This is a genomic window from Streptomyces deccanensis, from assembly GCF_022385335.1.
GTDB classification, from domain to species: domain Bacteria; phylum Actinomycetota; class Actinomycetes; order Streptomycetales; family Streptomycetaceae; genus Streptomyces; species Streptomyces deccanensis.
The window spans coordinates 8,711,109-8,737,230 of record NZ_CP092431.1 but is presented as its reverse complement, the minus strand read 5'-3'; the positions used below and the strand labels follow the sequence as shown (position 1 = coordinate 8,737,230).

Annotated in this window: 19 protein-coding genes; 14 read left to right on the top strand and 5 right to left on the bottom strand. The window is 71.6% G+C overall.

The window, feature by feature from the left end; translation table 11 throughout:
* Positions 1–129: 129 nt before the first annotated feature.
* Positions 130–1,545 (top strand): glycoside hydrolase family 16 protein, encoded by a 1,416-nt coding sequence (locus tag L3078_RS38470; RefSeq protein ID WP_239758756.1) that lies wholly within the window; start codon positions 130–132, stop codon positions 1,543–1,545.
* A gap of 58 nt (positions 1,546–1,603) precedes the next feature.
* Here L3078_RS38470 and L3078_RS38465 read toward each other — a convergent pair whose 3' ends face one another.
* Positions 1,604–2,509 carry a helix-turn-helix domain-containing protein gene (locus L3078_RS38465; protein WP_239758755.1) on the bottom strand — a complete coding sequence of 302 codons (906 nt, stop codon included), beginning with the start codon at positions 2,507–2,509 and terminating at the stop codon, positions 1,604–1,606.
* A 135-nt stretch (positions 2,510–2,644) separates the two neighbouring features.
* Here L3078_RS38465 and tkt point away from each other — a divergent pair, with 135 nt between their 5' ends.
* From tkt to L3078_RS38430, 7 genes are all read left to right on the top strand, one after another.
* Positions 2,645–4,714 (top strand): transketolase, encoded by a 2,070-nt coding sequence (tkt, locus tag L3078_RS38460; RefSeq protein WP_239758754.1) that lies wholly within the window; start codon positions 2,645–2,647, stop codon positions 4,712–4,714.
* A 129-nt stretch (positions 4,715–4,843) separates the two neighbouring features.
* The gene (gene zwf, locus L3078_RS38455; protein ID WP_239758753.1) at positions 4,844–6,373 is read left to right on the top strand and encodes a glucose-6-phosphate dehydrogenase; all 1,530 of its coding nucleotides are present in this window, start codon (positions 4,844–4,846) and stop codon (positions 6,371–6,373) included.
* Positions 6,370–7,308, top strand: a complete 939-nt coding sequence (opcA, locus tag L3078_RS38450; RefSeq protein ID WP_239758752.1) for a glucose-6-phosphate dehydrogenase assembly protein OpcA — start codon at positions 6,370–6,372, stop codon at positions 7,306–7,308. Before zwf ends, opcA begins: the two co-directional genes overlap by 4 nt.
* A gap of 50 nt (positions 7,309–7,358) precedes the next feature.
* Positions 7,359–8,240 (top strand): phosphogluconate dehydrogenase (NAD(+)-dependent, decarboxylating), encoded by an 882-nt coding sequence (gene gnd / locus L3078_RS38445; RefSeq protein ID WP_239760645.1) that lies wholly within the window; start codon positions 7,359–7,361, stop codon positions 8,238–8,240.
* 206 nt (positions 8,241–8,446) lie between these two features.
* A complete protein-coding gene (locus L3078_RS38440; protein WP_239758750.1) occupies positions 8,447–11,359 on the top strand; it encodes a peroxidase family protein in 2,913 nt (970 codons plus the stop codon).
* Positions 11,360–11,425: 66 nt separating this feature from the next.
* Entirely contained in the window at positions 11,426–12,898 is a 1,473-nt protein-coding gene (locus L3078_RS38435; protein WP_239758749.1) for a hypothetical protein, read from the top strand.
* A 58-nt stretch (positions 12,899–12,956) separates the two neighbouring features.
* Positions 12,957–14,432 (top strand): membrane-associated oxidoreductase, encoded by a 1,476-nt coding sequence (locus tag L3078_RS38430; RefSeq protein ID WP_239758747.1) that lies wholly within the window; start codon positions 12,957–12,959, stop codon positions 14,430–14,432.
* Positions 14,433–14,456: 24 nt separating this feature from the next.
* Here L3078_RS38430 and L3078_RS38425 read toward each other — a convergent pair whose 3' ends face one another.
* Both L3078_RS38425 and L3078_RS38420 read right to left on the bottom strand, forming a co-directional pair.
* On the bottom strand, positions 14,457–16,247 hold the full coding sequence (locus L3078_RS38425) for a sugar phosphate isomerase/epimerase and 4-hydroxyphenylpyruvate domain-containing protein (protein WP_239758745.1): 1,791 nt from the start codon (positions 16,245–16,247) through the stop codon (positions 14,457–14,459).
* A gap of 106 nt (positions 16,248–16,353) precedes the next feature.
* Positions 16,354–17,229, bottom strand: coding sequence for a shikimate dehydrogenase (locus L3078_RS38420; protein WP_239758743.1), 876 nt, complete (start codon positions 17,227–17,229; stop codon positions 16,354–16,356).
* Positions 17,230–17,359: 130 nt separating this feature from the next.
* On the opposite strand from L3078_RS38420, the gene L3078_RS38415 reads away from it, so the two are divergent.
* From L3078_RS38415 to L3078_RS38405, 3 genes are all read left to right on the top strand, one after another.
* Positions 17,360–18,025 carry a TetR/AcrR family transcriptional regulator gene (locus tag L3078_RS38415; RefSeq protein WP_239758741.1) on the top strand — a complete coding sequence of 222 codons (666 nt, stop codon included), beginning with the start codon at positions 17,360–17,362 and terminating at the stop codon, positions 18,023–18,025.
* A 312-nt stretch (positions 18,026–18,337) separates the two neighbouring features.
* Entirely contained in the window at positions 18,338–19,678 is a 1,341-nt protein-coding gene (locus tag L3078_RS38410) for an MFS transporter (RefSeq protein WP_239758739.1), read from the top strand.
* Positions 19,679–19,815: 137 nt separating this feature from the next.
* The gene (locus tag L3078_RS38405; protein ID WP_239758737.1) at positions 19,816–20,445 is read left to right on the top strand and encodes a hypothetical protein; all 630 of its coding nucleotides are present in this window, start codon (positions 19,816–19,818) and stop codon (positions 20,443–20,445) included.
* A 5-nt stretch (positions 20,446–20,450) separates the two neighbouring features.
* Here the strand turns inward: L3078_RS38405 and L3078_RS38400 are convergent, their stop codons facing one another.
* Positions 20,451–21,566, bottom strand: coding sequence for an ABC transporter substrate-binding protein (locus tag L3078_RS38400; RefSeq protein ID WP_239758735.1), 1,116 nt, complete (start codon positions 21,564–21,566; stop codon positions 20,451–20,453).
* An 85-nt stretch (positions 21,567–21,651) separates the two neighbouring features.
* Here L3078_RS38400 and L3078_RS38395 point away from each other — a divergent pair, with 85 nt between their 5' ends.
* From L3078_RS38395 to L3078_RS38385, 3 genes are read left to right on the top strand one after another with little or no spacing between them, the layout of a single operon-like run.
* Entirely contained in the window at positions 21,652–22,230 is a 579-nt protein-coding gene (locus tag L3078_RS38395; protein WP_239758733.1) for a TetR/AcrR family transcriptional regulator, read from the top strand.
* The gene (locus L3078_RS38390; RefSeq protein WP_239758731.1) at positions 22,227–23,693 is read left to right on the top strand and encodes an MFS transporter; all 1,467 of its coding nucleotides are present in this window, start codon (positions 22,227–22,229) and stop codon (positions 23,691–23,693) included. Before L3078_RS38395 ends, L3078_RS38390 begins: the two co-directional genes overlap by 4 nt.
* A gap of 25 nt (positions 23,694–23,718) precedes the next feature.
* Entirely contained in the window at positions 23,719–24,945 is a 1,227-nt protein-coding gene (locus tag L3078_RS38385) for a serine hydrolase domain-containing protein (RefSeq protein WP_239758729.1), read from the top strand.
* Positions 24,946–24,963: 18 nt separating this feature from the next.
* On the opposite strand, the gene L3078_RS38380 is transcribed toward L3078_RS38385, so the two are convergent.
* Entirely contained in the window at positions 24,964–26,118 is a 1,155-nt protein-coding gene (locus L3078_RS38380) for a saccharopine dehydrogenase family protein (RefSeq protein WP_239758727.1), read from the bottom strand.
* Between the last annotated feature and the right edge of the window lie 4 nt (positions 26,119–26,122).

The window sequence follows — 26,122 nt, the reverse complement described above, 5'->3', positions numbered from 1 at the left end:
ACTCTTGACGCCCGCAGCGCCGGAGCGCACATTGACCGCACGCTCTTCTTTGAGAGCGCTCTCAGGACGGGACTCCACGGAGCGCTCCCCCCACCCGCGCTTTTCACTCCGTACACCGAAGAGGCCGCCATGAGTGAAGCCCCCGGCACACCCGACACCGGAACACCCGCAGGACGTCGCCGCCCGCTCCGCCGCCCGCTCCGGCGCGCGTTCCTCGCCGTGGCCACCGCGCTGGCGCTGGCCACGGCGTGGGCGACGACCGCGCAGGGCGCCGCCCCCACCCCGCCCGCCGGCTGGACGCAGGTCTTCGTCGACGATTTCAACGGCGCCGCCGGCACCGGCGTGAACACCTCCAACTGGCAGTACGCGACCGGGACTTCGTACCCGGGCGGGCCCGCCAACTGGGGCACCGGCGAGGTCGAGACGATGACGAACAGCACTGCCAACGTCTCCCTCGACGGCAACGGCAACCTCCGCATCACCCCGATCCGGGACGCGGCCGGCCGCTGGACCTCGGGCCGGATCGAGACCAACCGCACCGACTTCCAGCCCCCGGCGGGCGGCAAGCTGCGGGTCGAGTCCCGGCTCCAGATGCCGAACGTCACCGGAACGGCCGCCGAGGGCTACTGGCCGGCGTTCTGGATGCTGGGCGCGCCCTACCGGGGCAACTACCAGAACTGGCCGAGCGTCGGCGAGCTGGACATCATGGAGAACGTGCAGGGCCGCAACCAGGTCTGGGCCACCATGCACTGCGGCACCAACCCCGGTGGCCCGTGCAACGAGACGACCGGCATCGGCAACTCCACGGCGTGCCCCGGCACGACCTGTCAGTCCGGGTTCCACACGTACACCATGGAGTGGGACCGCTCCGTGACCCCGGAGACGATCCGGTTCTCCGTCGACGGCACCCAGTTCCACTCGGTCAACGCGAACCAGGTCGACGCGACCACCTGGACCAACGCCACCAACCACGGGTTCTTCATCATCCTGAACGTGGCGATGGGCGGCGCCTTCCCCGACGCGTTCGGCGGCGGGCTCGACGGTGACACCCGCTCCGGTGTGCCGATGGTCGTCGACTACGTGCAGGTGCTGTCGGCCGCCGGGGGCACCACCACCCCGCCGCCGACGGGCACCCGGGACGCGTACAGCGCCATCCAGGCCGAGTCGTACAACGGGCAGAGCGGCACCCTCACCGAGTCCACGTCCGACACCGGTGGCGGCCAGAACATCGGCGCGCTGGCCAACGGCGACTGGGCGCTCTTCCAGAACGTGAACTTCGGCTCCACGGCCGCGACACAGTTCGTCGCCCGGGTGGCCTCCGGCGCCAACGCGGGGGTGAGCGGCCTGGTCGAGGTCAGGCTCGACAGCCGGTCGAACGCGCCGGTCGGCAGTTTCTCGATCGCCAACACCGGTGGCTGGCAGTCATGGCGGACGGTGCCGGCGAACATGAGCCGGGTCACCGGCACCCATGACGTGTATCTGACCTTCACCAGCGGTCAGGCGCAGGACTTCGTGAACGTGAACTGGTTCAACTTCGGCCGCTGACAGCCGGGTTGTGCGAGGGGCGGACTCCACGGCGGTGGGGTCCGCCCCTCGTCGCGTGTCATCGCATCTCCGCCCGGAACGCCACCGGTGTGGTCCCGGCGTGCAGGTGGAAGAACTTGGAGAAGTTCGCCGCGTCGGGGAAGCCGACGGCGACGCCCACGCGGCCGATCGGCAGGTCCGTGTGGGCCAGCAGCCGCTTCGCCTCCAGGACGACCCGCTTGTCGATGAAGCCCTTCGGGGTCTCGCCGGTCGCCGAGCGGACCGCGCGGACCAGGGTGCGGCGCGAGTAGCCGAGCGCGTCGGCGTAGGCGCTGACACTGTGGTTGACGGCGAAGTCCCGCTCGACGGCGTCCCGGAAGCGGGTGAAGGTGGAGTCGTCGAGCCGGTGCGCCTCCTCCGTGGCGCCGGCGGCGAGATGGGCGAGGCGCAGGAGGAAGGCCGTCAGGGAGTGCCGCAGGACGGCGGTGTGCAGGGCGGGCGGCAGGGTGACGGTGTCGGCGTACTCGCGTTCCAGCTGGGTCAACGAGGCGCGCAGGCCCGCGAGTTGGGTCTCGTCGGGGCGGAGCAGCGGCGGCAGGTCGTAGCGGTAGAGGCCGGTCGTCTCGACGGTGGCGCGGGGCAGGAAGCCTGGTTGCATGGTGAGGACGGTCCCGCGGTACTCGGTGGCGTGTGAGAAGCGATGCACCTGCCCCGGCCGTATCCACAGCAGCTCGCCCGCGACCGCCTCGTACTCGGTGAAGTCGATCATGTGGCGTACCGGGCCGCCGTCGAACAGCATCACCACGTGGAAGTCGATGCGGTGGACCCCTTCCAGGGGTACGCCCGCGTCCAGGGGTGTGTCCGCGTGCCAGGGGCCCCGGCCGTCCATCGGGCCGATCCGCATGCCGACGCCGGAGAGGCCGCGGTCGGCGGGGAACGGGAAGGTCTTGATCCGGTCACCGTCGGGGAAGTCTCTGTCCGTCATGTCCTCGCCGTCGCGTCGTCGGTGTCCCAGTTTCACCGAAGGCTGGCACACCGCCACCTCGCCTCATAAAAGTCAGACTTTTACTTTTGAAGACGCCAGAAACCTTTCCGCCGTCTCATCGAGGACTTCTTGAAGATGAACTGGACAGAACTCGACCGACGCGCCGTCGACACCGCCCGCCTGTTGGCCGCCGACGCCGTGCAGAAGGTCGGCAACGGGCACCCGGGCACGGCGATGAGCCTGGCGCCCGCCGCGTACACGCTCTTTCAGAAGGTGATGCGTCACGATCCCGCCGACCCGGAGTGGACCGGCCGCGACCGCTTCGTCCTCTCCCCCGGCCACACCTCGCTGACCCTCTACACGCAGCTGTACCTGGCCGGGTACGAGCTGGAGCTGGACGATCTCAAGGCGTACCGGACGCACGGTTCGAAGACGCCGGGTCATCCGGAGTACGGGCACACCGCCGGGGTCGAGACCACCACGGGTCCGCTGGGCCAGGGGGTCGCCAACGCCGTCGGCATGGCGATGGCCGCCCGCTACGAGCGCGGCCTGTTCGACCCGGACGCCCCCGAGGGGACCTCCCCGTTCGACCACACCGTCTGGACGATCGTCTCCGACGGCGACCTGGAGGAGGGCATCTCCGCCGAGGCCTCCTCCCTGGCGGGCCATCAGAAGCTGGGCAACCTGGTCTTCCTGTACGACGACAACCACATCTCCATCGAGGGCGACACGGCCACCGCGTTCTCCGAGGACGTGCTGAAGCGGTACGAGGCGTACGGCTGGCACGTGCAGCGGATCGAGCCGGCCTTCAACGGCAACGTCGACGTGCACGCCCTGTACGACGCGCTGTCGGCCGCGCGGGAGGAGACCTCGCGTCCCTCGATCATCGCGATGCGCACGATCATCGCCTGGCCTGCCCCGAACGCGCAGAACACCGAGGCCTCCCACGGCTCCGCGCTCGGCGAGGACGAGGTCGCCGCCACCAAGCGGGTCCTCGGCTTCGACGCGGACAAGACGTTCGACGTCGCCGACGACGTGCTCGCCCACACCCGGCGCGCCCTCGACCGGGGCGCCGAGGCGCACGCCGCCTGGGACAAGCGGATCGCCGAATGGCGCGCCGCCTCCCCCGAACGGGCCCGGCTCTTCGACCGGGTGGTCGCGGGCCGCCTGCCCGAGGGCTGGGAGCGTGCGCTGCCCGTCTTCGAGGAGGGCACCTCCGTGGCGACCCGGGCCGCGTCCGGCAAGGTCCTCCAGGCGCTGGGCGCGGTGATCCCCGAGCTGTGGGGCGGCTCCGCCGACCTCGCCGGGTCGAACAACACCACCATCGACACGACGTCGTCGTTCCTGCCGGCGGGCAACCCGCTCCCCGAGGCCGACCCGTACGGCCGCACGATCCACTTCGGCATCCGTGAGCACTCCATGGCCGCCGAGATGAACGGCATCGCGCTGCACGGCAACACCCGTGTCTACGGCGGCACGTTCCTGGTGTTCTCGGACTACATGCGCAACGCCGTCCGCCTGTCGGCGCTGATGCAGCTGCCGGTGACGTACGTCTGGACGCACGACTCCATCGGTCTCGGCGAGGACGGTCCCACCCATCAGCCGGTCGAACACCTGGCCTCCCTGCGCGCCATCCCCGGACTGAACCTCGTCCGCCCGGCCGACGCCAACGAGACGGCGATCGCCTGGGCCGAGATCCTGAAGCGGCACACCACGAACCCGGCCCCGCACGGGCTGGCACTCACCCGCCAGGGCGTACCCACATACGCACCCGACTCCCGTACGGCGAAGGGTGGTTACGTACGGGAGGAGTCCTCGACCGCGACCCCGGAGCTGATCCTGATCGCCACCGGCTCCGAGGTGCAGCTGGCCGTGGCCGCGCGGGAGCGGCTGGAGGCCGAGGGGGTCGGCACCCGGGTGGTGTCGATGCCGTCGGTGGAGTGGTTCGAGGAGCAGCCGCGCGCCTACCGGGAGAGCGTGCTGCCGCCGTCCGTGAAGGCCCGCGTGGCGGTCGAGGCGGGGATCGGTCTGACCTGGTACCGCTACGTCGGTGACCACGGCCGCATCGTCTCCCTCGAACACTTCGGCGCCTCCGCCGACGCGAAGACCCTGTTCGCCGAGTACGGCTTCACCGCCGAGAACGTCGTCGCCGTGGCGAAGGCCGTGCTCGCCCGCACGACGCGGCCCGACGCCGTCCACGGCTGAGGCACGCACCTGAAGGAAGATGATCACTGTGACCACCGAAGCGACCGTGGCGGCCGCCGACGGCCGGGGCTCCGACCACCCGGACATCGCGGTGAGCAAGTCCTCGAACAGCAAGGGAGTTGATGGGGAATGACCGCCGAGTGGCTCAACCCGCTCCGGGACGCGGGCGATCGCCGGCTCCCGAAGATCGCGGGCCCGTCCGGGCTCGTCATCTTCGGGGTGACCGGCGACCTGTCCCGCAAGAAGCTGATGCCGGCCGTGTACGACCTGGCCAACCGAGGTCTGCTGCCGCCGGGCTTCTCGCTGGTGGGGTTCGCCCGCCGGGACTGGGAGGACGAGGACTTCGCGCAGATCGTGCACGACGCGGTCCGCGAGCACGCCCGCACCGAGTTCCGCGAGGAGGTCTGGCAGCAGCTCGCCGAGGGGATGCGCTTCATCCCGGGCGACTTCGGTGACGACGAGGCGTTCAAGCGGCTCCGCGAGGCCGTCGAGGAACTGGACGTCTCGCGAGGCACCGGCGGCAACTTCGCCTTCTACCTCTCCGTGCCGCCGAGCATGTTCCCGAAGGTCGTCAAGCAGCTCAAGAAGCACGGTCTGGCCAGTCCGCCCGAGGGTTCCTGGCGGCGCGCGGTCATCGAGAAGCCGTTCGGCCACGACCTGGCGAGCGCCCGCGAGCTGAACGCGGTCCTGCACGAGGTGTTCGACCCCGAGCAGGTCTTCCGCATCGACCACTACCTCGGCAAGGAGACCGTCCAGAACATCCTGGCGCTCCGCTTCGCCAACCAGATGTACGAGCCCATCTGGAACCGGAGTTACGTCGACCACGTGCAGATCACCATGGCCGAGGACATCGGCATCGGCGGTCGCGCCGGGTACTACGACGGCATCGGCTCGGCCCGCGACGTCATCCAGAACCATCTGCTGCAGCTGTTGGCCCTGACCGCCATGGAGGAACCGGCGGCCTTCGACGCCGAGTCGCTGCTGACCGAGAAGCTGAAGGCGCTCAAGGCCGTGCGGCTGCCGGAGGACCTGGGCCGGCACACCGTGCGCGGCCAGTACGCGGGCGGCTGGCAGGGCGGCGAGCAGGTGCTCGGCTATCTGGAGGAGGAGGGCATCGACCCGTCCTCCACCACCGACACCTACGCGGCGGTCAAGCTCGGCATCGACAACCGCCGTTGGGCGGGCGTCCCCTTCTACCTGCGCACCGGCAAGCGGCTCGGCCGCCGGGTCACCGAGATCGCGGTCGTCTTCCAGCGCGCCCCGCACTCCCCGTTCGACTCCACCGCCACGGAGGAACTGGGGCAGAACGCGATCGTCATCCGGGTGCAACCGGACGAGGGGATGACCGTGCGCTTCGGTTCGAAGGTGCCGGGTACCTCGATGGAGATCCGGGACGTCACGATGGACTTCGCGTACGGCGAGTCGTTCACGGAGTCCAGCCCGGAGGCGTACGAACGGCTGATCCTTGATGTGCTGCTCGGCGACGCCAACCTCTTCCCCCGCCACCAGGAGGTGGAGGAGTCCTGGAAGATCCTCGACCCGATCGAGGAGTACTGGGCGAGGCACGGCAGGCCCGCGCAGTACGCCTCGGGCGGTTGGGGGCCCGCGGAAGCGGACGAGATGCTCGCACAAGACGGACGGAGCTGGCGCAGGCCATGAAGATCGACCTGACTGACACCACGGCAAGCAAGATCAACAAGGCCCTGGTGCAGGGCCGCCGGGCCATCGGCACGCCGGCCGTGGGCATGGTCCTCACGATGGTGATCGTGACGGACGAGGAGAACGCGTACGACTCGATCAAGGCCGCCGAGGAGGCCTCGCACGAGCACCCCTCGCGCACCCTGGTCGTCATCAAGCGGCACGCCCGCACCCCGAAGGACCGCACCAAGTCGCACCTGGACGCCGAGGTACGGGTCGGCGCCGACGCCGGCACCGGCGAGACGGTCGTGCTGCGGACGTACGGCGAGGTGTCCGACCACGCCGACTCGGTGGTCCTGCCGCTGCTGCTGCCGGACGCGCCGGTGGTGGTGTGGTGGCCGGTCGACGCGCCGGAGAACCCGGCGAAGGACCCGCTGGGCGCGCTCGCCCAGCGCCGGATCACCGACATGTACGCCGTGGAGACCCCGCTCGCCGCGCTCGAACAGCGGGTCGCGGCGTACACCCCCGGCGACACCGACCTCGCCTGGACGCGGCTCACGCCGTGGCGCTCCATGCTCGCCGCCGCGCTCGACCAGGCCAAGGAGACCATCACCACGGCCGCCGTGGAGAGCGAGGCCGACAACCCCAGCGCCGAACTGCTGGCCCGCTGGCTGGAGGCCCGCCTCGGCGTGTCCGTGGAGCGCGTCCTGACCGCCGGACCGGTGGTCACGGGGGTACGGCTCGGCACCGCGAAGGGCGAGATCGTCATCGACCGCCCCGAGGGCCCGCTCGCCACACTCACGCTGCCCGGCCAGCCGTCCCGCACCCTCGCCCTGAAGGTGCGCGCCACCTCCGAGTTGATCGCCGAGGAGCTGCGCCGCCTCGACGCCGACGAGATGTACGCCGTCGCCCTGCGCGGCGGCGGGGGCGACGGGCAGACCGCCGCCGATGACTGACACGCCTCTGCTCGACTCTCGTATGGAACAGGTGAACTGACATGGCAACGATGCAGCTGGGTCTCATCGGTCTGGGCAAGATGGGCGGCAACATGCGCGAGCGGCTCCGCCGCGCCGGCCACACCGTCATCGGCTACGACCGCAACCCCGAGGTGTCCGACGTGGGCAGCCTCGCCGAACTGGTCGAGCGCCTCGACGGGCCGCGCGTGGTGTGGGTGATGGTCCCGGCGGGCGGCGCCACCCAGTCCGTCATCGACGAGCTGGCGGAGCTGCTGTCGCCGGGCGACACGGTCGTCGACGGCGGCAACTCCCGTTGGACGGACGACGAGAAGCACGCCGCGGAGCTGGGCGCGAAGGGCATCGGCTTCGTCGACGCGGGTGTCTCCGGGGGCGTGTGGGGTCTGCAGAACGGTTACGCCCTGATGGTCGGCGGCGACGAGGAGCACGTCGAGCGGCTCCAGCCGATCTTCGAGGCGCTCAAGCCGGAGGGGCCGTACGGCTATGTCCACGCCGGCAAGGTCGGCGCCGGCCACTTCTCCAAGATGGTCCACAACGGCATCGAGTACGCCATGATGCAGGCGTACGCCGAGGGGTGGGAGCTGCTGGAGGCGGTCGACTCGGTGACCAGCGTGCGGGAGGTGTTCCGCTCCTGGCAGGAGGGGACCGTGATCCGCTCGTGGCTGCTGGACCTCGCGGTCAACGCGCTCGACGAGGACGAGCACCTGCAGAAGCTGCGCGGCTACGCCGAGGACTCCGGTGAGGGCCGGTGGACCGTCGAGGCGGCCATCGACCACGCGGTGCCGCTGCCGGCGATCACCGCGTCGCTGTTCACCCGGTTCGCCTCGCGCCAGGACGACTCCCCCCAGATGAAGATGATCGCCGCACTGCGCAACCAGTTCGGTGGCCACGCGGTCGAGGCGACGGAGAAGTAGCGGCACCGCCGGTCGGACGGTTCCCCCGCGCCCCTCGGGTGCGGGGGAACCGGACGTTCTTGAGCATTGTCGGCAGATGCGTACATGGCGTGAACTGTCGCTGTGACCGGAACGCCTCCACCGGTAGCGTGCGGCCCCTGTCCCGTATGCACGGCGTGCGCATGAGCGCCCCTGCGTACGCGGCGCGTCCGTAGGGGGAAACGGCGATGGCAGAGACAGAGCGGCGCGACCAGCGGTACGAGCGCTACGACGGGGGCAGCCCCGAGGCCGAGCGGCTCGTGTTCGAGCGGTTGGCCCGGGAGCTGATGCAGGTCCAGGTCAGGAACCGGCGGGCCGGGGGCGGCGGGATCACGCGGGCGTTCCACGCGAAGGCGCCGCTGGGGGTGGAGAACGCCCGGCTGCGGTTCCACGACGATCTGCCGGTGGCGTTGCGGACCGGTTTCGCGCAGCCGGGAGCCGACTATCCGGCGACCGTCCGGCTGTCCAACGCGAGTGGGATCCGGCAGGGCGACGGTGCGCCGGATCTGCGGGGCGCTGCGGTGCGGGTGCGGGTGTCGGAGGGGGTGAGCCATGACCTGCTGGCGACCAGTTTCCCGGTGTCGCACGCGCGCGACGCCCGGGAGTTCGTGGCGTTCGCCAAGGCCATGGCCGGGGCCCGCACTCCGTTGCGGAAGGCGTTCGGGCTGTTCGTGAAGCTGCCGTTGGCGGTGGGGCTCAAGACGGCCGCGCGGATGCGGCGCAATGTGACGGCGGCCGGCCGGCGAACCGTCAACTCCCTTGCCAACGAGACCTATTGGAGCCGGGGCGCCATTCTGTGGGGCGAGGCCGGGCCGGTGCGGTATCTATTGCGGCCCGCGCCCGGCACACCGGCGGCGGTCGCGCCCGATCGCCGGGACCCGGACTTCCTGCACCGGGAGCTGGCACGGCGGCTCGGGCAGGCGGACGTGGCGTTCGATCTGTGCGTGCAGCGGTACGTGGACGAGCGGCGCACCCCGGTCGAGGACGCGGCGGGGGAGTGGAAGGACGCGGTGGCGCCGGCGGTGCCGATCGCCCGGCTCACGATCCCCGCGCAGGAGCTGGACACGGCCGAGGCGCGGGCGGCGGCGCGACGGATCGAGGACCTGACCTTCAACCCCTGGTACACCACCGATGACTTCCGGCCATTGGGCCATATCAACCGGGCCAGGAAGGCCGCGTACCGGGCGAGCGGCGCACACCGTCTCGGCGAGCGCTTCGTCACCGAGGAACCCTTGCGCAACAAGCTGCTCGGCCGTCTCGTGGGCCCCGCTCTCGGGCTGCTGAACCGTGCCGTGCCGTGGCACCGGCTGCCGTTGTCCCTGAGCCTGCTGAACCTGGTGTTCCTGCGGAGGGCGCTGCGCCGGCTGAACCTGATCGACACCGAGGTCCGCGAGGCCCCGCCGAAGGCCCAGCCCGTGCCGGAGCCGGTCCCGGAGCGGCTGCGCACGGAGCGGTCGTACGACGGGACGTACAACGATCTGTCGGAGCCGGCGATGGGCGCGGTGGGGACCGCGTTCGGACGGAACCTGAAGCCGGACTACCGGCCGGACACCTTCGACACACCGAACCCGGTGACGGTCAGCAGGCAGCTGCTGCACCGGGAGAGCTTCGTGCCGGCGACGTCGCTCAATGTGCTGGCGGCGGCGTGGATCCAGTTCCAGGTGCACGACTGGGTGAACCACCGGCGGTACAGGACCGGCGAGCGCAGTGTGGAGGTGCCGCTGCCGCCCGGCTTCGACGGGTACTGGCAGAACGTGCCGGGCGGGCCGACCGAGCGGGTGATGCGGTTCGCCGAGAACGAGGGCCTGGAGGTGCCCGGCCGCCCGCCGATCCTGTTCGCCAACTCCGCCTCGCACTGGTGGGACGGCTCCGAGGTGTACGGCGAGAACGAACGCACCGCGCGCTTCCTGCGCGAGCCGGACGGGGGAGCGAAACTCCGCTTGGAGGACGGCCATCTGCCGGGCGGGGCGAACGGCGTCCCGCTCACCGGTTTCAACGAGAGCTGGTGGATGGGGCTCAGCGCGATGCACACCCTCTTCGCGCGGGAGCACAACGCGGTCTGCGACGCGCTGCGGGCCGCGTACCCGACGATGAGCGAGGAGAAGGTCTACCAGACGGCCCGGCTCGTGGTGTCCGCGCTGATCGCGAAGATCCACACCGTGGAGTGGACACCGGCGATCCTGAACACCGAGGCGATCGACCTCGCGTTGCGCACCAACTGGTCGGGGCCGCCGAGGAACTGGCTGAACCAGCTGGGGCTGTGGCTGTTCGAGGCGCACTCGCTGACCGGCATCCCGAAGACGCTGCCGGACCACCACACGGCGCCGTACTCGCTGACGGAGGACTTCACCACCGTCTACCGCATGCATCCGCTGATCCCGGACGACTTCGAGCTGCGGGAGCACCAGTTCGGGCGGCGGCTGGAGACGGTGGGCTTCCTCGACATCCAGGGCGGGGCGGCCGAGGCGCAGATCCGCAAGACGGGCCTCGCGAACGCGCTGTACTCGTTCGGCATCGCCCACCCCGGCGCGATCACCCTGCACAACTTCCCGCGCTCGCTCCAGCGTTTCGAGCGGGACGGGGAGATCATCGATCTGTCGGTCGTCGACCTGGTCCGGACGCGTCGGCGGGGGGTGCCGCGCTACAACGACTTCCGGGCCGGGCTGCACCGGGGGCGGATCCGTTCCTTCGAGGAGCTGACCGAGAACCCCGAGACGCTGGCCCGGCTCAAGGACGTCTACCGGGACGTCGACGAGATCGACACCGTGGTCGGGCTGTTCGCGGAGAACCCGCCGGAGGGCTTCGGCTTCAGCGACACCGCCTTCCGGATCTTCGTCCTGATGGCCAGCCGACGGCTGCAGAGCGACCGGTTCCTCACGGTCGACTACCGGCCGGAGGTCTACACACCGCTCGGCATCGACTGGGTCGAGCAGGGCGGCATGAACACGGTGCTCCAGCGCCACTGCCCGGAGCTGGCACCGCTCCTGCCCCGCGACGCGAGTGCCTTCGCGCCGTGGCGGACGGTGCCCACGACGGGCAACACCGGTACGGGTGACGGCGGCACGAGCAACGGCGATACGAGCGACGGCGGTTCAGCATGACGCCGTGACACGACGGCCCGGGGTGGTGTGAGGCCCCGGGTCCGAACCACAACGGGGGAAACACGCATGACGTTCACCGACAACCACTCCGAGCTGCCCGGAAACCCGGAGCTCTCCGCGATACCCGGGGCGGGCGAACAGCTCGCGCTCCAGGAACAGCCCGGCACGACCACGGCCGCCACCCACCCGGGGCTCGCCGACCTCTTCGACCGTCCACTGCTGCGGACCGTGTGGCGACGCCGCACCCACCGCGTGAGCCGGGGGGCCAAGGTGTCCGCCGGGACCATGACCTACACCTCCCGCAACGCGGCGCAGCCCCTGACGGAGCTGGAGGAGGCGGTGCTGATCGCGATCACCGGCACCACCGGCCTCACCATGCCCGACCGGCCCTTCGAGGACCCGAACGACGGCACCCCCATCATGTCCAAGCCCAATCTGACGATGGCGGGCCGTACGGCGGGCAGCCCGGACAACGCGCAGGGCACCCACTTCTTCCTCGTCAACGACTCGGGCACCTACTTCCTGCGCAGGCTCGCACCGGCACCGGACGAGCCGTTCGACGCCGAGACGCTGATGGCGCGGGCACGCGAGGCGAAGGTGAAGGTCCTGGACCACCGCCTCGACGTCGCACCGGACAAGCGGGACTTCCCGGCGTACCTGGACTCCAACCGCTTTCTGTCCAACCTGCCCGGAACGACACTGCTGTTCCCGGTGGTCGACCTCTCCCACCAGTACGTGAACGCGCTGATGTATCTGCTCACCCAGCCGGACGGAGCCCGTCCGACGCTCGTGGACGACCGCAACTTCTACCGCGCCGCCGGGGTGCGCAAGTGGGTGCGGAACGGGTTCCTCAACGGGGACCTGAAGCTGCCGCTCGGCGCCCTCGGCCCCATGCGCACCCAGATCGAGGCGGACCTGCTGCTGCAGAACCTGATGCTCACGGCCGAGGCGATGGGTCTGGGCGCCTGGATCCACGCCACCATCAATCCGCAGATCGCTCTCGGCGACCCGAAGTTCTCCCGGGAGTACGGCAGGATGCTCGGTTTCGACTTCGTCACCCCGCGCTGGCGCCCGGCGGACATCTGGCGCTGGCACATCCCGCTGCCGAAGTACGCGAAGGTGCGCTCGCACCCGGTCCGGCTCCCCTCCCCCGACGGCGGCGCCCCCCTGATCGCCGCCGCGTGCCCACCGGTGGTCGGGAGCATGTCGGAGGCGGTGGAGGGAATCGTCCGGGAGAAGTTCGGCCGCGGCGGCGTCTACACCGACCGGGACGTCTTCGCCCGGATCTACCGGGAGGACTACGGGCAGCGCTATCTCACCGAGGCCAGTGAGTACGAGGAGCGGGTGGTCGAGTGCGCCCGGGACATCTGCGAGTACATCCTCCGCACGCACGGCCGCTTCCCCGCCCACACGGACGCGATCCACGTCCCGGGCGTGTGGCTCCAGGTCCACCACGTGGAGAACGAGTACTACGAGCGCTTCTTCACCAACGGCCTCACCGACGCCCACCGCGCGCACGCGGGTGCCTGGGGGCACTGAGCCTGGGGGCACCAGGCGTGGTTGACAGGTACAGGCATCGCGGGTGAGATTCCCGTTGATGATGATCAACGATCTGACGGCGGCCGAGCGGCGGGTGTGGGACGCCTTTCCGCTCGGCGCGGCGGTGGACTTCGGGGCCGGGGACCTCACCACCGTCGAGGAGGGGGCCGTCGCGGACGGCTCCGGCTGGGGGCCCGAACGGACCGTCCGGGCCCGGGTGTTGCGGGCGTTGCTGTTGACCGCTCCCCAGGAGGAGGGCGAGGTGGCCGCCCTCAAGATCGAGGGTGCCCGGATCACCGGCCGGCTGGAGCTGAAGTACGCGACGGTCGAGAGCGTCGTACGGCTGAGCGGCTGTCACTTCGACGAGGTCCCCGACTTCTCGGGCGCGCACTTCAACTATCTCAATCTGTCCAAGTCCACACTGCCGGGCCTGCGTTCGGCGCGGGCGCGCGTGGACGGCGGGCTGCGGCTGACGGGGTGCCGGTTCCGGGGGCCGGTGAAACTCACCGGGGCGCAGATCTCGGGGACCCTGTTCATGGAACGCGCCGAGTTCACGGGCCCGGACGGGGAGCCCGCGCTGCGGCTCAACCAGGCCGAGATCGGGGAGGAGTTGTGCGCTCCCGGGCTGCGCGCGGACGGTGAGGTCCGGCTCGGCGGCGCCCACGTCGCCGGCAAGGTCGACCTGCGACGCGCCCGGCTGCACCGGCCCGGCGGCATCGCCCTCGGCGCGGAAACCCTCGCCACCGAGTCCGATGTCGTCCTGCGCCACGCGGACGTGCGCGGACAGGTCGAGCTGCGCGGGGCACGCGTGGGCGGCTGGCTGGAGCTGTCCTACGCCCGGTTGTCCAACCCCGGCGGCACGGCGCTGCGCGTGAGCAGCAGCGTCATCAGCGAACTCTGGCTGCGCGAGGGCCCACCGGTGGAGGGCGTCCTGAATCTGCGCCGCGCCCAGATAGAGGTGCTGTTCGTGGAGCCGGACAAGCTGCCGGACCAGGTCCTCCTGAACAGCCTCACCTACACCTCCCTGATCCCGCACGTGCCCGCCGAGCGGCGGCTGCCGATGCTGGAGCGCGACGGGGAGGGGTATCTGCCGTACGCCTACGAGCAGTTGACCGCCGCGTACCGCAGGATCGGCGACGACGACGCCGCGCGGCGTGTCCAGCTCGCCAAACAGCGCCGGCATCGCGCCACGCTCCGCTGGCACGGACGGCTCTGGGGGTACGCCCAGGACGCCACCGTCGGCTACGGCTTCCGTCCGCTGCGCGCGGCGATCTGGCTGCTGTCGCTGATGGCGGTGGGTTCGGTGGCGTACGCGGTGCGCGCGCCCAGCCCGCTCAAGGCGGACGAGGCCCCGGTGTTCAACCCGGTCGTCTACACCCTCGACCTGCTCCTGCCGATCATCGACTTCGGGCAGGAACGGGCCTACGCGCCCGAGGGCTGGTCGCAGTGGCTGTCGTACGTCCTCGTCATCACCGGCTGGATCCTGGCGACGACGGTCGTCACGGGGGTGACCCGCACGGTCAGCCGCCAGTAGCCTCCGGCTCCCCGTCCGCTGCCCTCAACCGACCGGTCGTCGCACGTGCTGGGCGGCGAGGCGCACGGGCGCGTTCTGCGCGCCGTAGCCCTGGTACCCGGCGTCGCGCTGGACGAGTTCGAAGAAGACGCGGCCGACGGTCTCGGTGTAGCAGTGGCGGAACGCGCCGTCCGCGTCGCGGTCGTAGAGGATGCCGAGTTCCCGGTACGTCTCCAGCTCGCCGTCGGCGAACTCGAACCGTGCGGCCAGGTCGTCGTGGTAGTTCGCGGGGACGGCCAGCAGCCGGCCCCCGGCCGCGCGGAAGGCGCGGGCCGCGGCGACGACGTCGTCCGTGGTGAGGGCGATGTGCTGGGCGCGGGCCGCCTCGTCGGTCGGGGCGGGGCCGACGCTGAGGGCGATCCGGACGCTGCCGTCGTCGTTGGTCACCGGACGGCTGCGGAACAGGCCGTAGGGGTCGGCGACGTCGACGCTGTCGCTGGCGTGGAGGCCGAGCACCGTGCGGTGGAAGAGGGCCGCCTCGTCGAACTGATGCCAGGGCTGGGTGAGGGCGAGGTGGTCGACGCGGCGGACGTGACCCGCGGGTTCGGGGTGGGGCACGGGACGGAAGTCGCTTGTCCAGCTGGGGAGTTGGGGGCGGTCCGTGGCGCAGAAGAAGAGTTCGGTGCCGTCGGGCGCGGCGACCGCGTCGAGCGGCGCGTCCTCGGCGGCCCGGCGGCGCGGCAGCACCGGCGCGAGCAGGGCCTCGGCGCGGCGGGCGGCGCCGGCCGGGTCCGGCGATTCGAGTCCGACGGCGGCGAGCTGGGTGCCGTCGCGCCGGGCGGCCGGGCCGGTGTTGACCAGCACCCGTGCCTCGCCCTGCTGCCACAGGTCGACGGGCTTGCTGCGGTGGCGTGCCGTGCGGGCGAAGCCGAGCGCGCCGAGCAGCGCGGCCACGGGTTCGGCGTCGGGGGTGACCAGTTCGGCGAAGGCGACGCCGGTGGGCACCACCCGCTCCGGCAGCGCGGCGATACCGGCCGCCTCCTGGAGCATCAGCAGCGAACGGTGGGCGTCCACGGCGGTGGGCCCCGCCTCGGCCTGCCGGAAGACGTCGTTGAAGACCTCCAGCGACAGCGGCCCGCCGTATCCGGCCGCCCGCACATGTCGGACCAGTCCGGTGACGTCGAGGCCGCCCTGCCCGGGGAAGCAGCGGTAGTGCCGGCTCCACTGCAGCACGTCCATCGCCATCAGCGGGGCGTCGGCGAGCTGGAGGAAGAAGATCTTCTCGCCCGGGATGTCCTCGATGCCCTTGGGATCGGAACCCCGGGCCAGGATGTGGAAACTGTCCAGGCAGGTCCCGAGCGCGGGATGGTCGGCAGCCTCCACGATGCGCCACGCGTGGTCGTACGTACTCACGTGCCGACCCCACGCCAGTGCCTCGTAGGCGACCCGGATCCCGAACTCCTCGGCGAGCACTGCCAGTTGGCGCAGATGGTACGCGGCGAGCGCGTCGTCGTCCTCGGCGAGCGGATGGACGCTGGAGCAGACGAGGACGGTGTCGCAGCCGAGCCGGCCCATCAGCTCGAACTTGTGCCGGGCGCGCCACAGGTTCCCCGCGAACACCTCCGGCGGCACGGCCTCGATGTCCCGCATCGGCTGGTAGAGATCGATGCTCAGCCCGAGATCCGCACATCGGGCCCGCACCTCCTCCGGCGTGAGCGGACTGGCCAGCAGATCGTTCTCGAAGATCTCCACCCCGTCGAACCCGGCCCGCGCGGCAGCGGCGAGCTTCTCGGTGAGCGACCCACTGAGGGAGACGGTGGCGATGGATGTACGCATGGGGTGACTCCTTGAGGCAGGGGCGCGCCCCGTAAGGGGCGCGGGGAACTGCGCGACCAGCCGCGACGGACCCGCAGCCGACACACCGGACCGACCACCGCGGCGCTTAGTTACGGGCTCCCGCAACCCCGGCCAACTCACCGATGTCCGCCAACATCCGCGAAGCGTCCGGCTCACACCCGGTGAACAACCGAAACGCGTCGGCCGCCTGAAACACGGCCATCCCCCCGCCGTCGAGCGTGGCGCAGCCAACCCCCCGCGCGACCCGCAGCAACTCGGTCTCCAACGGCCGGTACACCACCTCCGCCACCCACAGCCCGGGACGCAGCAGCTCCGCGGCGAACGGCAGCCCGGGGTGCGCCGCCATCCCCGTCGGCGTCGCGTGGACGACCCCGTCCGCCGCCCCCAGCAGCACCGGCAGCGCGTCCGGCGTGGCCGCGGCGGCCCGACCCGGGCCGAAGTGGCGGTTGAGGGAGGTGGCGAGGTCGGTCGCCCGGTCGGGCATCGCGTCGACGACGGTGACGTGCTCCGCGCCGAGCGTGAGCGTGGCGTGGGCGACCGCCGCGCCCGCGCCCCCGGCGCCCAGCTGCACCACCTTCTCCAGCGGGGCGTCGGGCAGCCCGCGCGCGAAGGACGCGGCGAAGCCGGTGACGTCCGTGTTGTGGCCGACGGCGCGGCCGTCCTCGAAGACGACCGTGTTGACCGCGCCGAGCGCGGCGGCCTGCGGGGCGAGCCCGTCGAGGTGCTCGATGACCAGTTGCTTGCACGGGTGGGTGATGTTCAGCCCGTCGAAGCCCAGGTCACGGGCGGCGCGCACCAGGTCACCCACCGCCTCCGGCCCGACGCCGAGGTCGTCGATGTCGATCAGCCGGTACAGATAGCGCAGGCCCTGCCGGTCGGCCTCCCGCTCGTGCAGGGCGGGACTGAGGGACGGCCCGATGCCGGACCCGATGAGGCCGACGAGATACGAGTCCTTGGCCACGGCGGCCCTCCCGCGAGATCTAATGTACGAACTAGTACGTTAGTAATAGCAGCCGTTCCCTCCCGAGGGAAGAGCGTCGTCGCAGCTCCTAGAATCACGGGCACCGGCCGCACTCGCCCGAAGGAACCCGATGACCAGCGTCGAAGAACCGGCACGACCGAACGGGCGCATCCGTGACGCCGCCCGCACCAAGGCCGAGATCCTCTCCGTCGCGACCACGGAGTTCGCCCGTTCCGGGTTCGCCGGCGCCCGGGTCGACGAGATCGCCGCCCGCACCCGCACCACCAAGCGGATGATCTACTACTACTTCGGCGGCAAGGAGCAGCTGTTCACCGCCGTGCTGGAGCGGGCGTACTCCGTGATCCGGCAACAGGAGCAGGAGCTCGACGTCGAGCACCTGGACCCGGTGGCGGCCATCCGCAGGCTCGCCGAGGTGACGTTCGACCACCATGAGGCGCACCCCGACTTCATCCGCCTGGTCAGCATCGAGAACATCCACGAGGCCGAGCACATCGCCTCCTCCGAGATGCTCGCCAAGATCGGCTCGCCGGCGCTGGACGTGATCCGCCGGATCCTGGAGTCGGGCCAGGAGTCGGGCCTGTTCACCGCCGACGTCGACGCCGTCGACCTGCACGCGATGATCAGCGCGTTCTGCTTCTTCCGGGTGGCCAACCGGCACACCTTCGGCGCCCTCTTCGGACGCGACCTGATCGACGCCGGACGCCGCGACCACTACCGCCAGATGCTGGGCGACATGGTGATCGCCTATCTGACGGCGGACCGCGCGGCGGATTGAGGCCCGCGGGGCTAGACGCACGGGACGGGGCGCACGGGACAGGGCGCACGGGGCGGGGCGCACGGTCTCGGTCGGGTCTCGGCCGCAAGATCCTCCGGCGTCACCTCTTGACACCCGGGAAACGTCGGCGCAACATCCGTAGCCAACCGCTACTAACTATCCAGTGCGTTAATTAGCCGCGTAGCGCCCGGCACGACCGCCCCGTCACCCCAGGGGCCGGCCCCTCCCCCCGCTGTGATTCGCCCCGCCTCGCCTTGCCTTCCTCCGCTTCACCCCCCTCTCATGGGGGAGATCCCTCGAAGGAGTCACGCCGTGTCCGTCCCCGCCGCACCTCCCGGCCAGCCCAAGAAGGCCGCCACGGCCGCCTGGATCGGCAGCGCCCTGGAGTACTACGACTTCTTCATCTACGGCAGCGCCGCCGCCCTGATCTTCCCGACGGTCTTCTTCGACGAGTCCGACCCGGCCACCGCGACCCTGCTCTCGCTGGCCACGTTCGGTGTCGCGTACGCGGCGCGGCCGATCGGCGCGCTGTTCCTCGGGCACTACGGCGACCGCGTGGGCCGCAAGAAGATCATGGTCTTCACGCTGATCCTGATGGGCCTGTCGACGTTCCTGATCGGCTGCCTGCCCACCCGCGACCAGGTCGGCACCCTCGCCCCCGTCCTGCTGGTGATCTGCCGTGTCCTGCAAGGCATATCGGCGGCCGGTGAGCAGGCCAGCGCGAACTCGATGACGCTGGAACACGCGCCGTCGGAGCGGCGCGGCTTCTTCACCAGCTTCACCCTGAGCGGCACCCAGGGCGGGCAGCTGCTCGCCACCCTGGTCTTCATCCCGATCGCCGCGCTCCCCGAGGACCAGCTGCTCTCCTGGGGCTGGCGCGTCCCGTTCTGGATGAGCATCGCCGTCGCCGTCGTCGGCTACGTCATCCGCCGCACCCTGGACGAGACCCCCGCCTTCACCCAGCAGACCGAGTCCGAGGGCGTCGCCAAGCTGCCGCTGGCCATCCTGCTGCGCGAGCACTGGGCGGACGTGCTCCGGGTGATCGCGGGCGCGCTGGTCGCCTCGGTCTCCACGATCTTCACCGTGTGGGCGCTGGCGTACGGCACGAGCGAGTCGGTCGGCCTGTCCCGTTCCTCGATGCTGTGGGTGGGCGCGCTCGCCAACCTGGTCGCGCTCGCCGCGATCCCGCTGTGGGCCACGCTCTCCGACCGCATCGGCCGCCGCCCGGTGTTCCTGATCGGCGCGGCCGGCAGCGCGGTGATGATGTTCGTCTACCTGTGGGCGATCTCCACCGGCGCCTACCCGCTGGTCCTGGTCCTCGGCATCGTCACCTTCGGTGTCGTCTACAGCGCCGCGAACGGCATCTGGCCCTCCTTCTACGGCGAGATGTTCTCCACCCGGGTCCGGCTGTCCGGCATGGCCATCGGCACCCAGATCGGCTTCGCCATCGCCGGTTTCGCCGTCACCTTCGCCGCGCAGATCGCCGGTCCGGACGGCGACGACTGGTTCGCCGTGGCCCTCTTCACCGCCGCCCTGTGCGTCCCGCCGGTCCTCGCCGCCCTCACCGCCCGCGAGACGCACAAGATCCCCACCGAGCTCCTCGGCACCCGCGCGCCGCACGAGAAGAACGACCGGGAGCGCGTCGCGGCCTGAGCCACGGCCCGGTTCCGCCCCGAGTCCCCGGGCGCCCGCGAGGGTGCCCGGGGACTCCCGCGTGGTGCCCGGGGACTCCCGCGTGGTGCCCGGGTCCGCGCGCCACCCCGCCGCGAAGGCGCGCGCGGCTCGGCGGCATGATGATCGCACCGCCGCGACTCCGCGGCACCACACCGCAGGGGGACGATGTGCAGCGCGGCGAGGACCCTTACAGAGCCACCCCGCCTCCCTGGCAGGGATGGCCCTCGGCCGAGACGAGCCGACGGCGCTGGCGGATCGCCCTGCTCGTCCCGCTCGTGGGCGCGGCGGGGTGCGGTGTGCTGTTCCTGCTCGGGGTCGGCCTGTCCTTCGGGCTGGTGATCCTGAGTGGTCTCGCGCTCCCCGTACCCGGCGGCAAGCCCCTGACCATGAGCACGGCCGAGATCACGGGCACGTGGGTGGACGAGGGGGGCGGGCGTCTGGTGCTGAAGGAGGACGGGACGTTTACCTCGACCGAGATCTGCGGAGACTTCGACGACAACGACGACGACGGCTTCGACGACGTCCTCGCCCCGAACCCCGGCACAGGCACCTGGGAACGGGACACCCGCAACGGCGTCGGCACGGACAACCCCGTCTCGACGGTCCACCTCACGTTCACGCCGAGCGGGATACGGGGCGAGTACGAGACGCGGGGCACGAAGAAGAAGCCCGACCTGTGGACGTACATCGGCGACCCCGACGAGAAGAGACTGTGCATGCTCGAACGCGCGGAGACCTCGCGCTGAGGTGATCAGCCCCTGTGCAGGACCCGCAACCGATGCGGTGCCGCCGGATCCCGGTCGACGACCTGGACCGGAGCCCCGGCCCACTGCCACACACCGACGCCCGGTACCCGGGAGAAGCTGATCCGGCCGCGGGTGCCCTCCACCGTGACGTGCGGCCAGGACGCGGCGACGCTCGCCCGGTCCGTGCCGTACGAGCGCATGGCCTCGGCGAGGACCGCGACCGTGTCGTAGCCCTCGAAGGCGACGAAGGAGGGCGCTTCGCCCAGCCGGTCGGCGAGGGCCGTCCCGACCCGTGCGCCGAGGGGACCGAGCCGGTCGGGGTCGTAGCTCAGGAACGGCACTCCGGCACCGTCCGCCCCCAGCGAAGTCAGCCAACTGGCGAGCTCCGGTTGCCCGGCCGGAGCGCCGATCAGTACCTCGGCGAGGCGGCGGTCACGCCGTACGGCCCGGACGATCGGCACCGCCGGGTGCGGGTGGCCGACCAGCAGGAGCAGGGCCGTCGCGCGCCGGTCGGCGAGCGCGTCGCACACGCCGGCGGGGGTGAGCGCGCCGACGTCGATTTCGTCGACGGTGCCGCCGTACGCGGCGAGGTGGTCCCGCAGGACGCGGGTCCCGGCCGCCCAGTAGACGCTCGGCTGGGTGACCACGGCGACACGGCTGTGTCCCTCGCCGAGGAGGTGGTCCGCGTAGATCCGCCAGCCCCGGGACTGCGGCGGGGAGAGGCGTGCGACGCGGTCCGTCGGCTGGTCGGTGAGCGCGTCGAGGACCGCCGACGAGCAGAGGTACGGGAGGCCGAGGGCGTCGGCCCGGCCCGCGGCGGCGCGGGCGACGACGCTGTGGTACTCCCCGACCAGGGCGGCCACCCCGAGCTGCGCCAGTTCCTCCACGGCCGCCGAGGCCCGCAGCGGGTCGGCGGCGGTGTCCCTGACCACCAGTTCGAGCGGCCGCCCGGCGACACCGCCGGAGTCGTTGACCTCGCCCACGCCCACTTCGAGACCGGCGAGCAGGTGCCTGCCCGCCTCCGCCCAGCCGGGCGGGCTCAGGGGGGCGAGTGCGCCGATCCGGATCGGTCCCCCGGTGTCGTCCGTGTGCCGCCTCGGGCCGGGCTCGCCTGTGATCATCCGGACATTGCATCCACCGTCACCGCAGACAGGCAACCGAATATCGCAGTAGACACTGTCTACCGCCTCCTGGTAGACAGTGTCTATGGAAGAACGCAACACGGGGCTGCGGTCCCGACTCGTGGACGTCGGGGTCGAGTTGGTGACGGCGGAGGGCGTGCAGGCCCTGTCGTTGCGGGAGATCGCACGGCGGGCCGGGGTGTCGCACGGGGCGCCGCGCCGCTACTTCCCCACGCACCTGGAGCTGCTGTCGGCCATCGCGCGCCGGGGGTTCGAGGAGCTGGCGGACCGGGGGGTCGCGGCCCTCGGGGACGACACGGCGGGTCCCCGGGAGCAGATCGCGACGCTGGGGCGTGTGTACCTGGACTTCGCGCTGACCAACCGGGGCATGCACGAGCTGATGTTCCGTCACGATTTGCTGGAGAGCAACGAGTTGGGGCTACGGGACGCCAGTCTCCCGATCTTCGCGCTGCTGGTGGATCTCGTCGGGCGGGCCCGGCCCGACGCCGACGCGCGGCTCGTCGCGGGCGCCCTGCTGGCGAACCTCTACGGCATCGCCCAGCTGTGGACCTGGGGCAGCCTCCAACTCACCACGGGGGCCGACGACTTCGCGCCCCTGCTGCACACCGCGCTGGACGCGCACCTGGGGAGCGAGGAGCGGTGACGGCGCCCACGACGGAGGCCGGGGTCGACCGGCACGGACCCGTGTCCGTCTCCCCGTATCACCGCCGCCTCACCCTCGCGAGCAGCGTGCTCGGCGCCATGCTGGTCGCCCTCGACGGCACGGTGCTGACGATCGCCCAGCCGACCCTGCGGCGCGACCTGGACGCCTCGCTCACCGAGGTGCAGTGGACCAGCACCGGATATCTGATCGCGGTGGCCGGGCTGCTGGTGTTCGCGGGGCGGCTGGGCGACCGGTTCGGGCATCGACGGGTGTTCGCCTGGGGTGTGCTGGGGTTCGGCGCGGCCTCCGCCGGGATCGGGTGCGCCCCCGGGGTGGGCTGGGTGATCGGGCTGCGGGTGGTCCAGGGCGTCTTCGGCGCCCTGCTGCAGCCCGCCACGCTGGGCATGCTGCGGGCGGCCTTCCCGCCCGACCGGCTGGCCATGCCCATCGCGCTGCGGACCAGTGCCATCGGGGTGGCGGTGGCGGCCGGTCCGCTGGTCGGCGGTGTGCTCGTCGACCGGCTGGGCTGGCGGGCGGTGTTCTTCCTCAACGTCGTACCGGCCCTGATCATGGGCCTGCTGGCGCTGGCGGTGCGCGCCCCGCTTGCGCGAAGCGCGACGCGGACCCCGCTCGCCCGGCTCGACTTGCCCAGCGCCGCGCTGCTCGGCGTGACCCTGGCGGCTCTCGTGCACACGCTGGTCGGGGTGCCGGAGCACGGCTGGACGGCCACCGGTGTGCTCGGCGTGCTGATCGCCGCCGCGTCCGCCCTCGCCCTCGTACGGCACGAGCGGCGTGCCCCCGACCCGCTGCTGCCGTCCGCCGTACTCGGTTCCGCGCCGGTGCGCGCGGCGCTCGGGGTGCTGGTGGCCGCCTCCGCCGCGATGCTGGGCGCGCTGTTCGTGTGCAGCTTCGTCCTCCAGGACGTGCTCGGCCTGGACCCCCTGCGCACCAGCCTCGTCGCGCTGCCCGGCGGCGTGACGATGGTGCTCGGGGCGCCGCTGTCGGCCGTCCTGCTGCGCCGGTGGGGCGCCCGTCCGACGGCCCTCGCGGGGACCGTGCTGCTCACCGCCGGTGTGCTGGCGCTGTCCCGGCTCGGCCCCGGGTCGTCGACGGTGCTGGTCGGGGCCGGGTTCCTGCTGCTGGGGGCCGGTTTCGGCGCGCTGATGGTCACCGCGACCGCCGTCGTCGTACGTCATGCTCTGCCGGAGGCGGCCGGGGTGGCGGGTGGGCTCCAGCAGACCGCGATGAACGTCGGCCCGGCGCTCGGGGTGGCGGCCGCGACCACCCTCATGCCGCTGGGCACGGGCCCGGCGCTGCTGTTCCTGGCCGCGGTGGCGGCGCTGGGTGCGCCTCTCGCCCTGCGAATGCCCCGACCCGCCCGCCCCGCGAGGGATGGAACGCGATCAGTACGGAACGATGAGAACAAGGAACGTGAAGGCGACAAGCATGATCGCGAGCCGTGACCCGGGCCACCGGAGGAGAACCACCATGGAACGACTGAGCCGAGAGGTCGAACCGCGCGAGGCCGGCCTCGACCCGAAGACCCTGGCCCGCCTGGACGAGTACCTCGCCCTCCAGGTCGACGAGGGCCGCCTGCCCGGCTACCTCCTCTCCCTCGCCCGCGGCGGCCGCGTCGCCCATCTCACGACGTACGGAGCGCGCGACCGCGAGGCGGGGCTGCCCGTCGGGACGGACACGCTGTGGCGGGTGTACTCCATGACCAAGCCCGTCACGTCCGTCGCCGCGCTGATACTGATCGAGGAAGGACGGCTGTCGCTCGACGACCCGGTCTCCCGTCACCTTCCGGAGTTCGCCGAACCCCGTGTGTACGAGTCCGGCGAGGGCGCCGACGTCCGGACCCGCCCGGCGGAGCGGCCGCTGCTCGTCCGGCATCTGATGACCCACACCTCGGGCCTCACCTTCGGGTTCTACTACGACCACCCGGTGGACGCGCTCTACCGCGACGCGGGTCTGGAGAGCTCGGTACGGCCGGGCGCCACGCTGGCGCAGACGATCGGGGAGTACGCGCGCCTGCCCCTGCAGTTCGAGCCGGGCACCCAGTGGAACTACTCCGTCTCCACCAACGTCCTCGGCCGGATCGTCGAGGTGGTCTCGGGCCAGGACCTCGACGTGTTCTTCGCCGAACGGATCCTCGGACCGCTCGGCATGACCGACGCGGGTTTCCAGGTGACGCCCGAACAGGCGGAGCGGCTGGCGGAGTTGTACGGGGAGCAGGAGGACGGCTCGATCGCGCCCGTGCCCGGTCTCCCGGTACGCGGCCGGCCGCGCTTCCTGTCCGGCAGCGGCGGGATGGTCGCCACCGCCCGGGACTACCACCGGTTCGCCGAATTCCTGCGGCGGCGCGGTGAACTCGACGGTGTACGGCTGCTGTCCGCCGAGTCCGTCGACATGATGGCGACGAACCAGCTGCCGGGCGGTGTCGACATCCACACGTACGGCAGCGCGTTCCATCGGCAGCCGGGAAACGTGGGCGTCGGTTTCGGGCTCGGAGTGTCCGTCGTGATCGACCCCTCGGTGACGGAATCCCCGTCCTCCCTGGGGACGTTCGGCTGGACCGGGGCGGCGACGACCATCTTCTGGGTGGATCCTCGGCGTGATCTGACGGTGCAGTTCATGACGCAGGTGCGGCGGCGGTCGTCGTTCTCGGTGTATCCCGAGTTGAAGCGGTTGGTGCATGAGGCCGTGGTGGGCTGAGAACATCGCTCGGCGCCTCTAGTCGATGCGCGCGGTGAACTCCACACCGGCCTCGGCCAGTTCGGCGACGAGCCCCGCCCGCGAGCGCTCCCCCGTCTCCGCCGCCCTGTTCAGACCCGCCGGCAGGGAGCCGTCCAGGATGTGTCCGACTCCGAGGGCCAGGGGGCGGGAGACCAGGCGGGCCATCGCGCTCTCCTCCTCGGTGCCGACGGCGTCGAGGAGGTAGCGGCCGGACCACTGCTCGCCCGCGTCGGCGCGCACGTCGAGGGAGACGGCGAGGACGACCCGGTCGCGGTCGGCGTCGGTGGTCGGGTGGCGGGCCGCGAGGTCACGGGCCAGCTCCGCGATGCGCCGGTCGTCGCCGTGTTCCAGTTCCGCGAAGACCGGCGCCCAGGCGGTGAGCCAGCCGTCGAGGCGGAGGGTGCCGCGCACGAAGGTCCTCGGGGTCCAGGCCGACGGCAGGCCGTACTGGGCGACGAAGGGGACGCTGTCGCGGTTGGGGTAGGCCTCGAAGGTCTCGCCGTCGACGACGTGGGCGCGGGTGGCCGTCCAGGGCCGGTCGGCCGTCGTCACGGCGCCGTCCTCGATGTAGCGGGCCGGTGAGCGCAGGGCGTTCAGGACCCCGGCCGGGGCCCAGCTGAAGCGGTACCGGAAGTCGTTGGGGACGGCCGGGACGCCGCCGCAGTACGAGGTGAGGGTGTACGTGGCGGGGGTCTCGGGCCCGATCGCCCGGGTCGCCCGGTCGATCAGGCTGTGCGCGAAGAGGTGGTCCACGCCCGGGTCCAGGCCCGCCTCGGTGAGGACGGTGACGCCCGCCGCCCCGGCCGCCGGCACCTGCTCCAGGACCGCGTCCGAGACATAGCTGGAGCAGGCGAAGTGGGCCCGCGCCCCGACGCAGGCGGCGAGCAGGGGCGCGTGGTCCGGTGCCGGGAGCATGGAGACCACCACGTCTCCCGGCGCGAGGTCCGCCGCGAGCGCGGGCAGCGTGTACGCCCGGGGCTCGGCCCTGCCGGTCAGACCGCGTGCGGCCAGCGCCTGCTCGGCGCGCTCCTCGGTGCGGTGCCACAGCCGCACCCGGGCGGCCGTGTCGCACAGCGCCGCCAGGCCGCTGCCCGTGGACAGTCCGGCACCGACCCAGTGGACGGTGCCGCTCGCGGGGACCACCTCGGTCATCGGG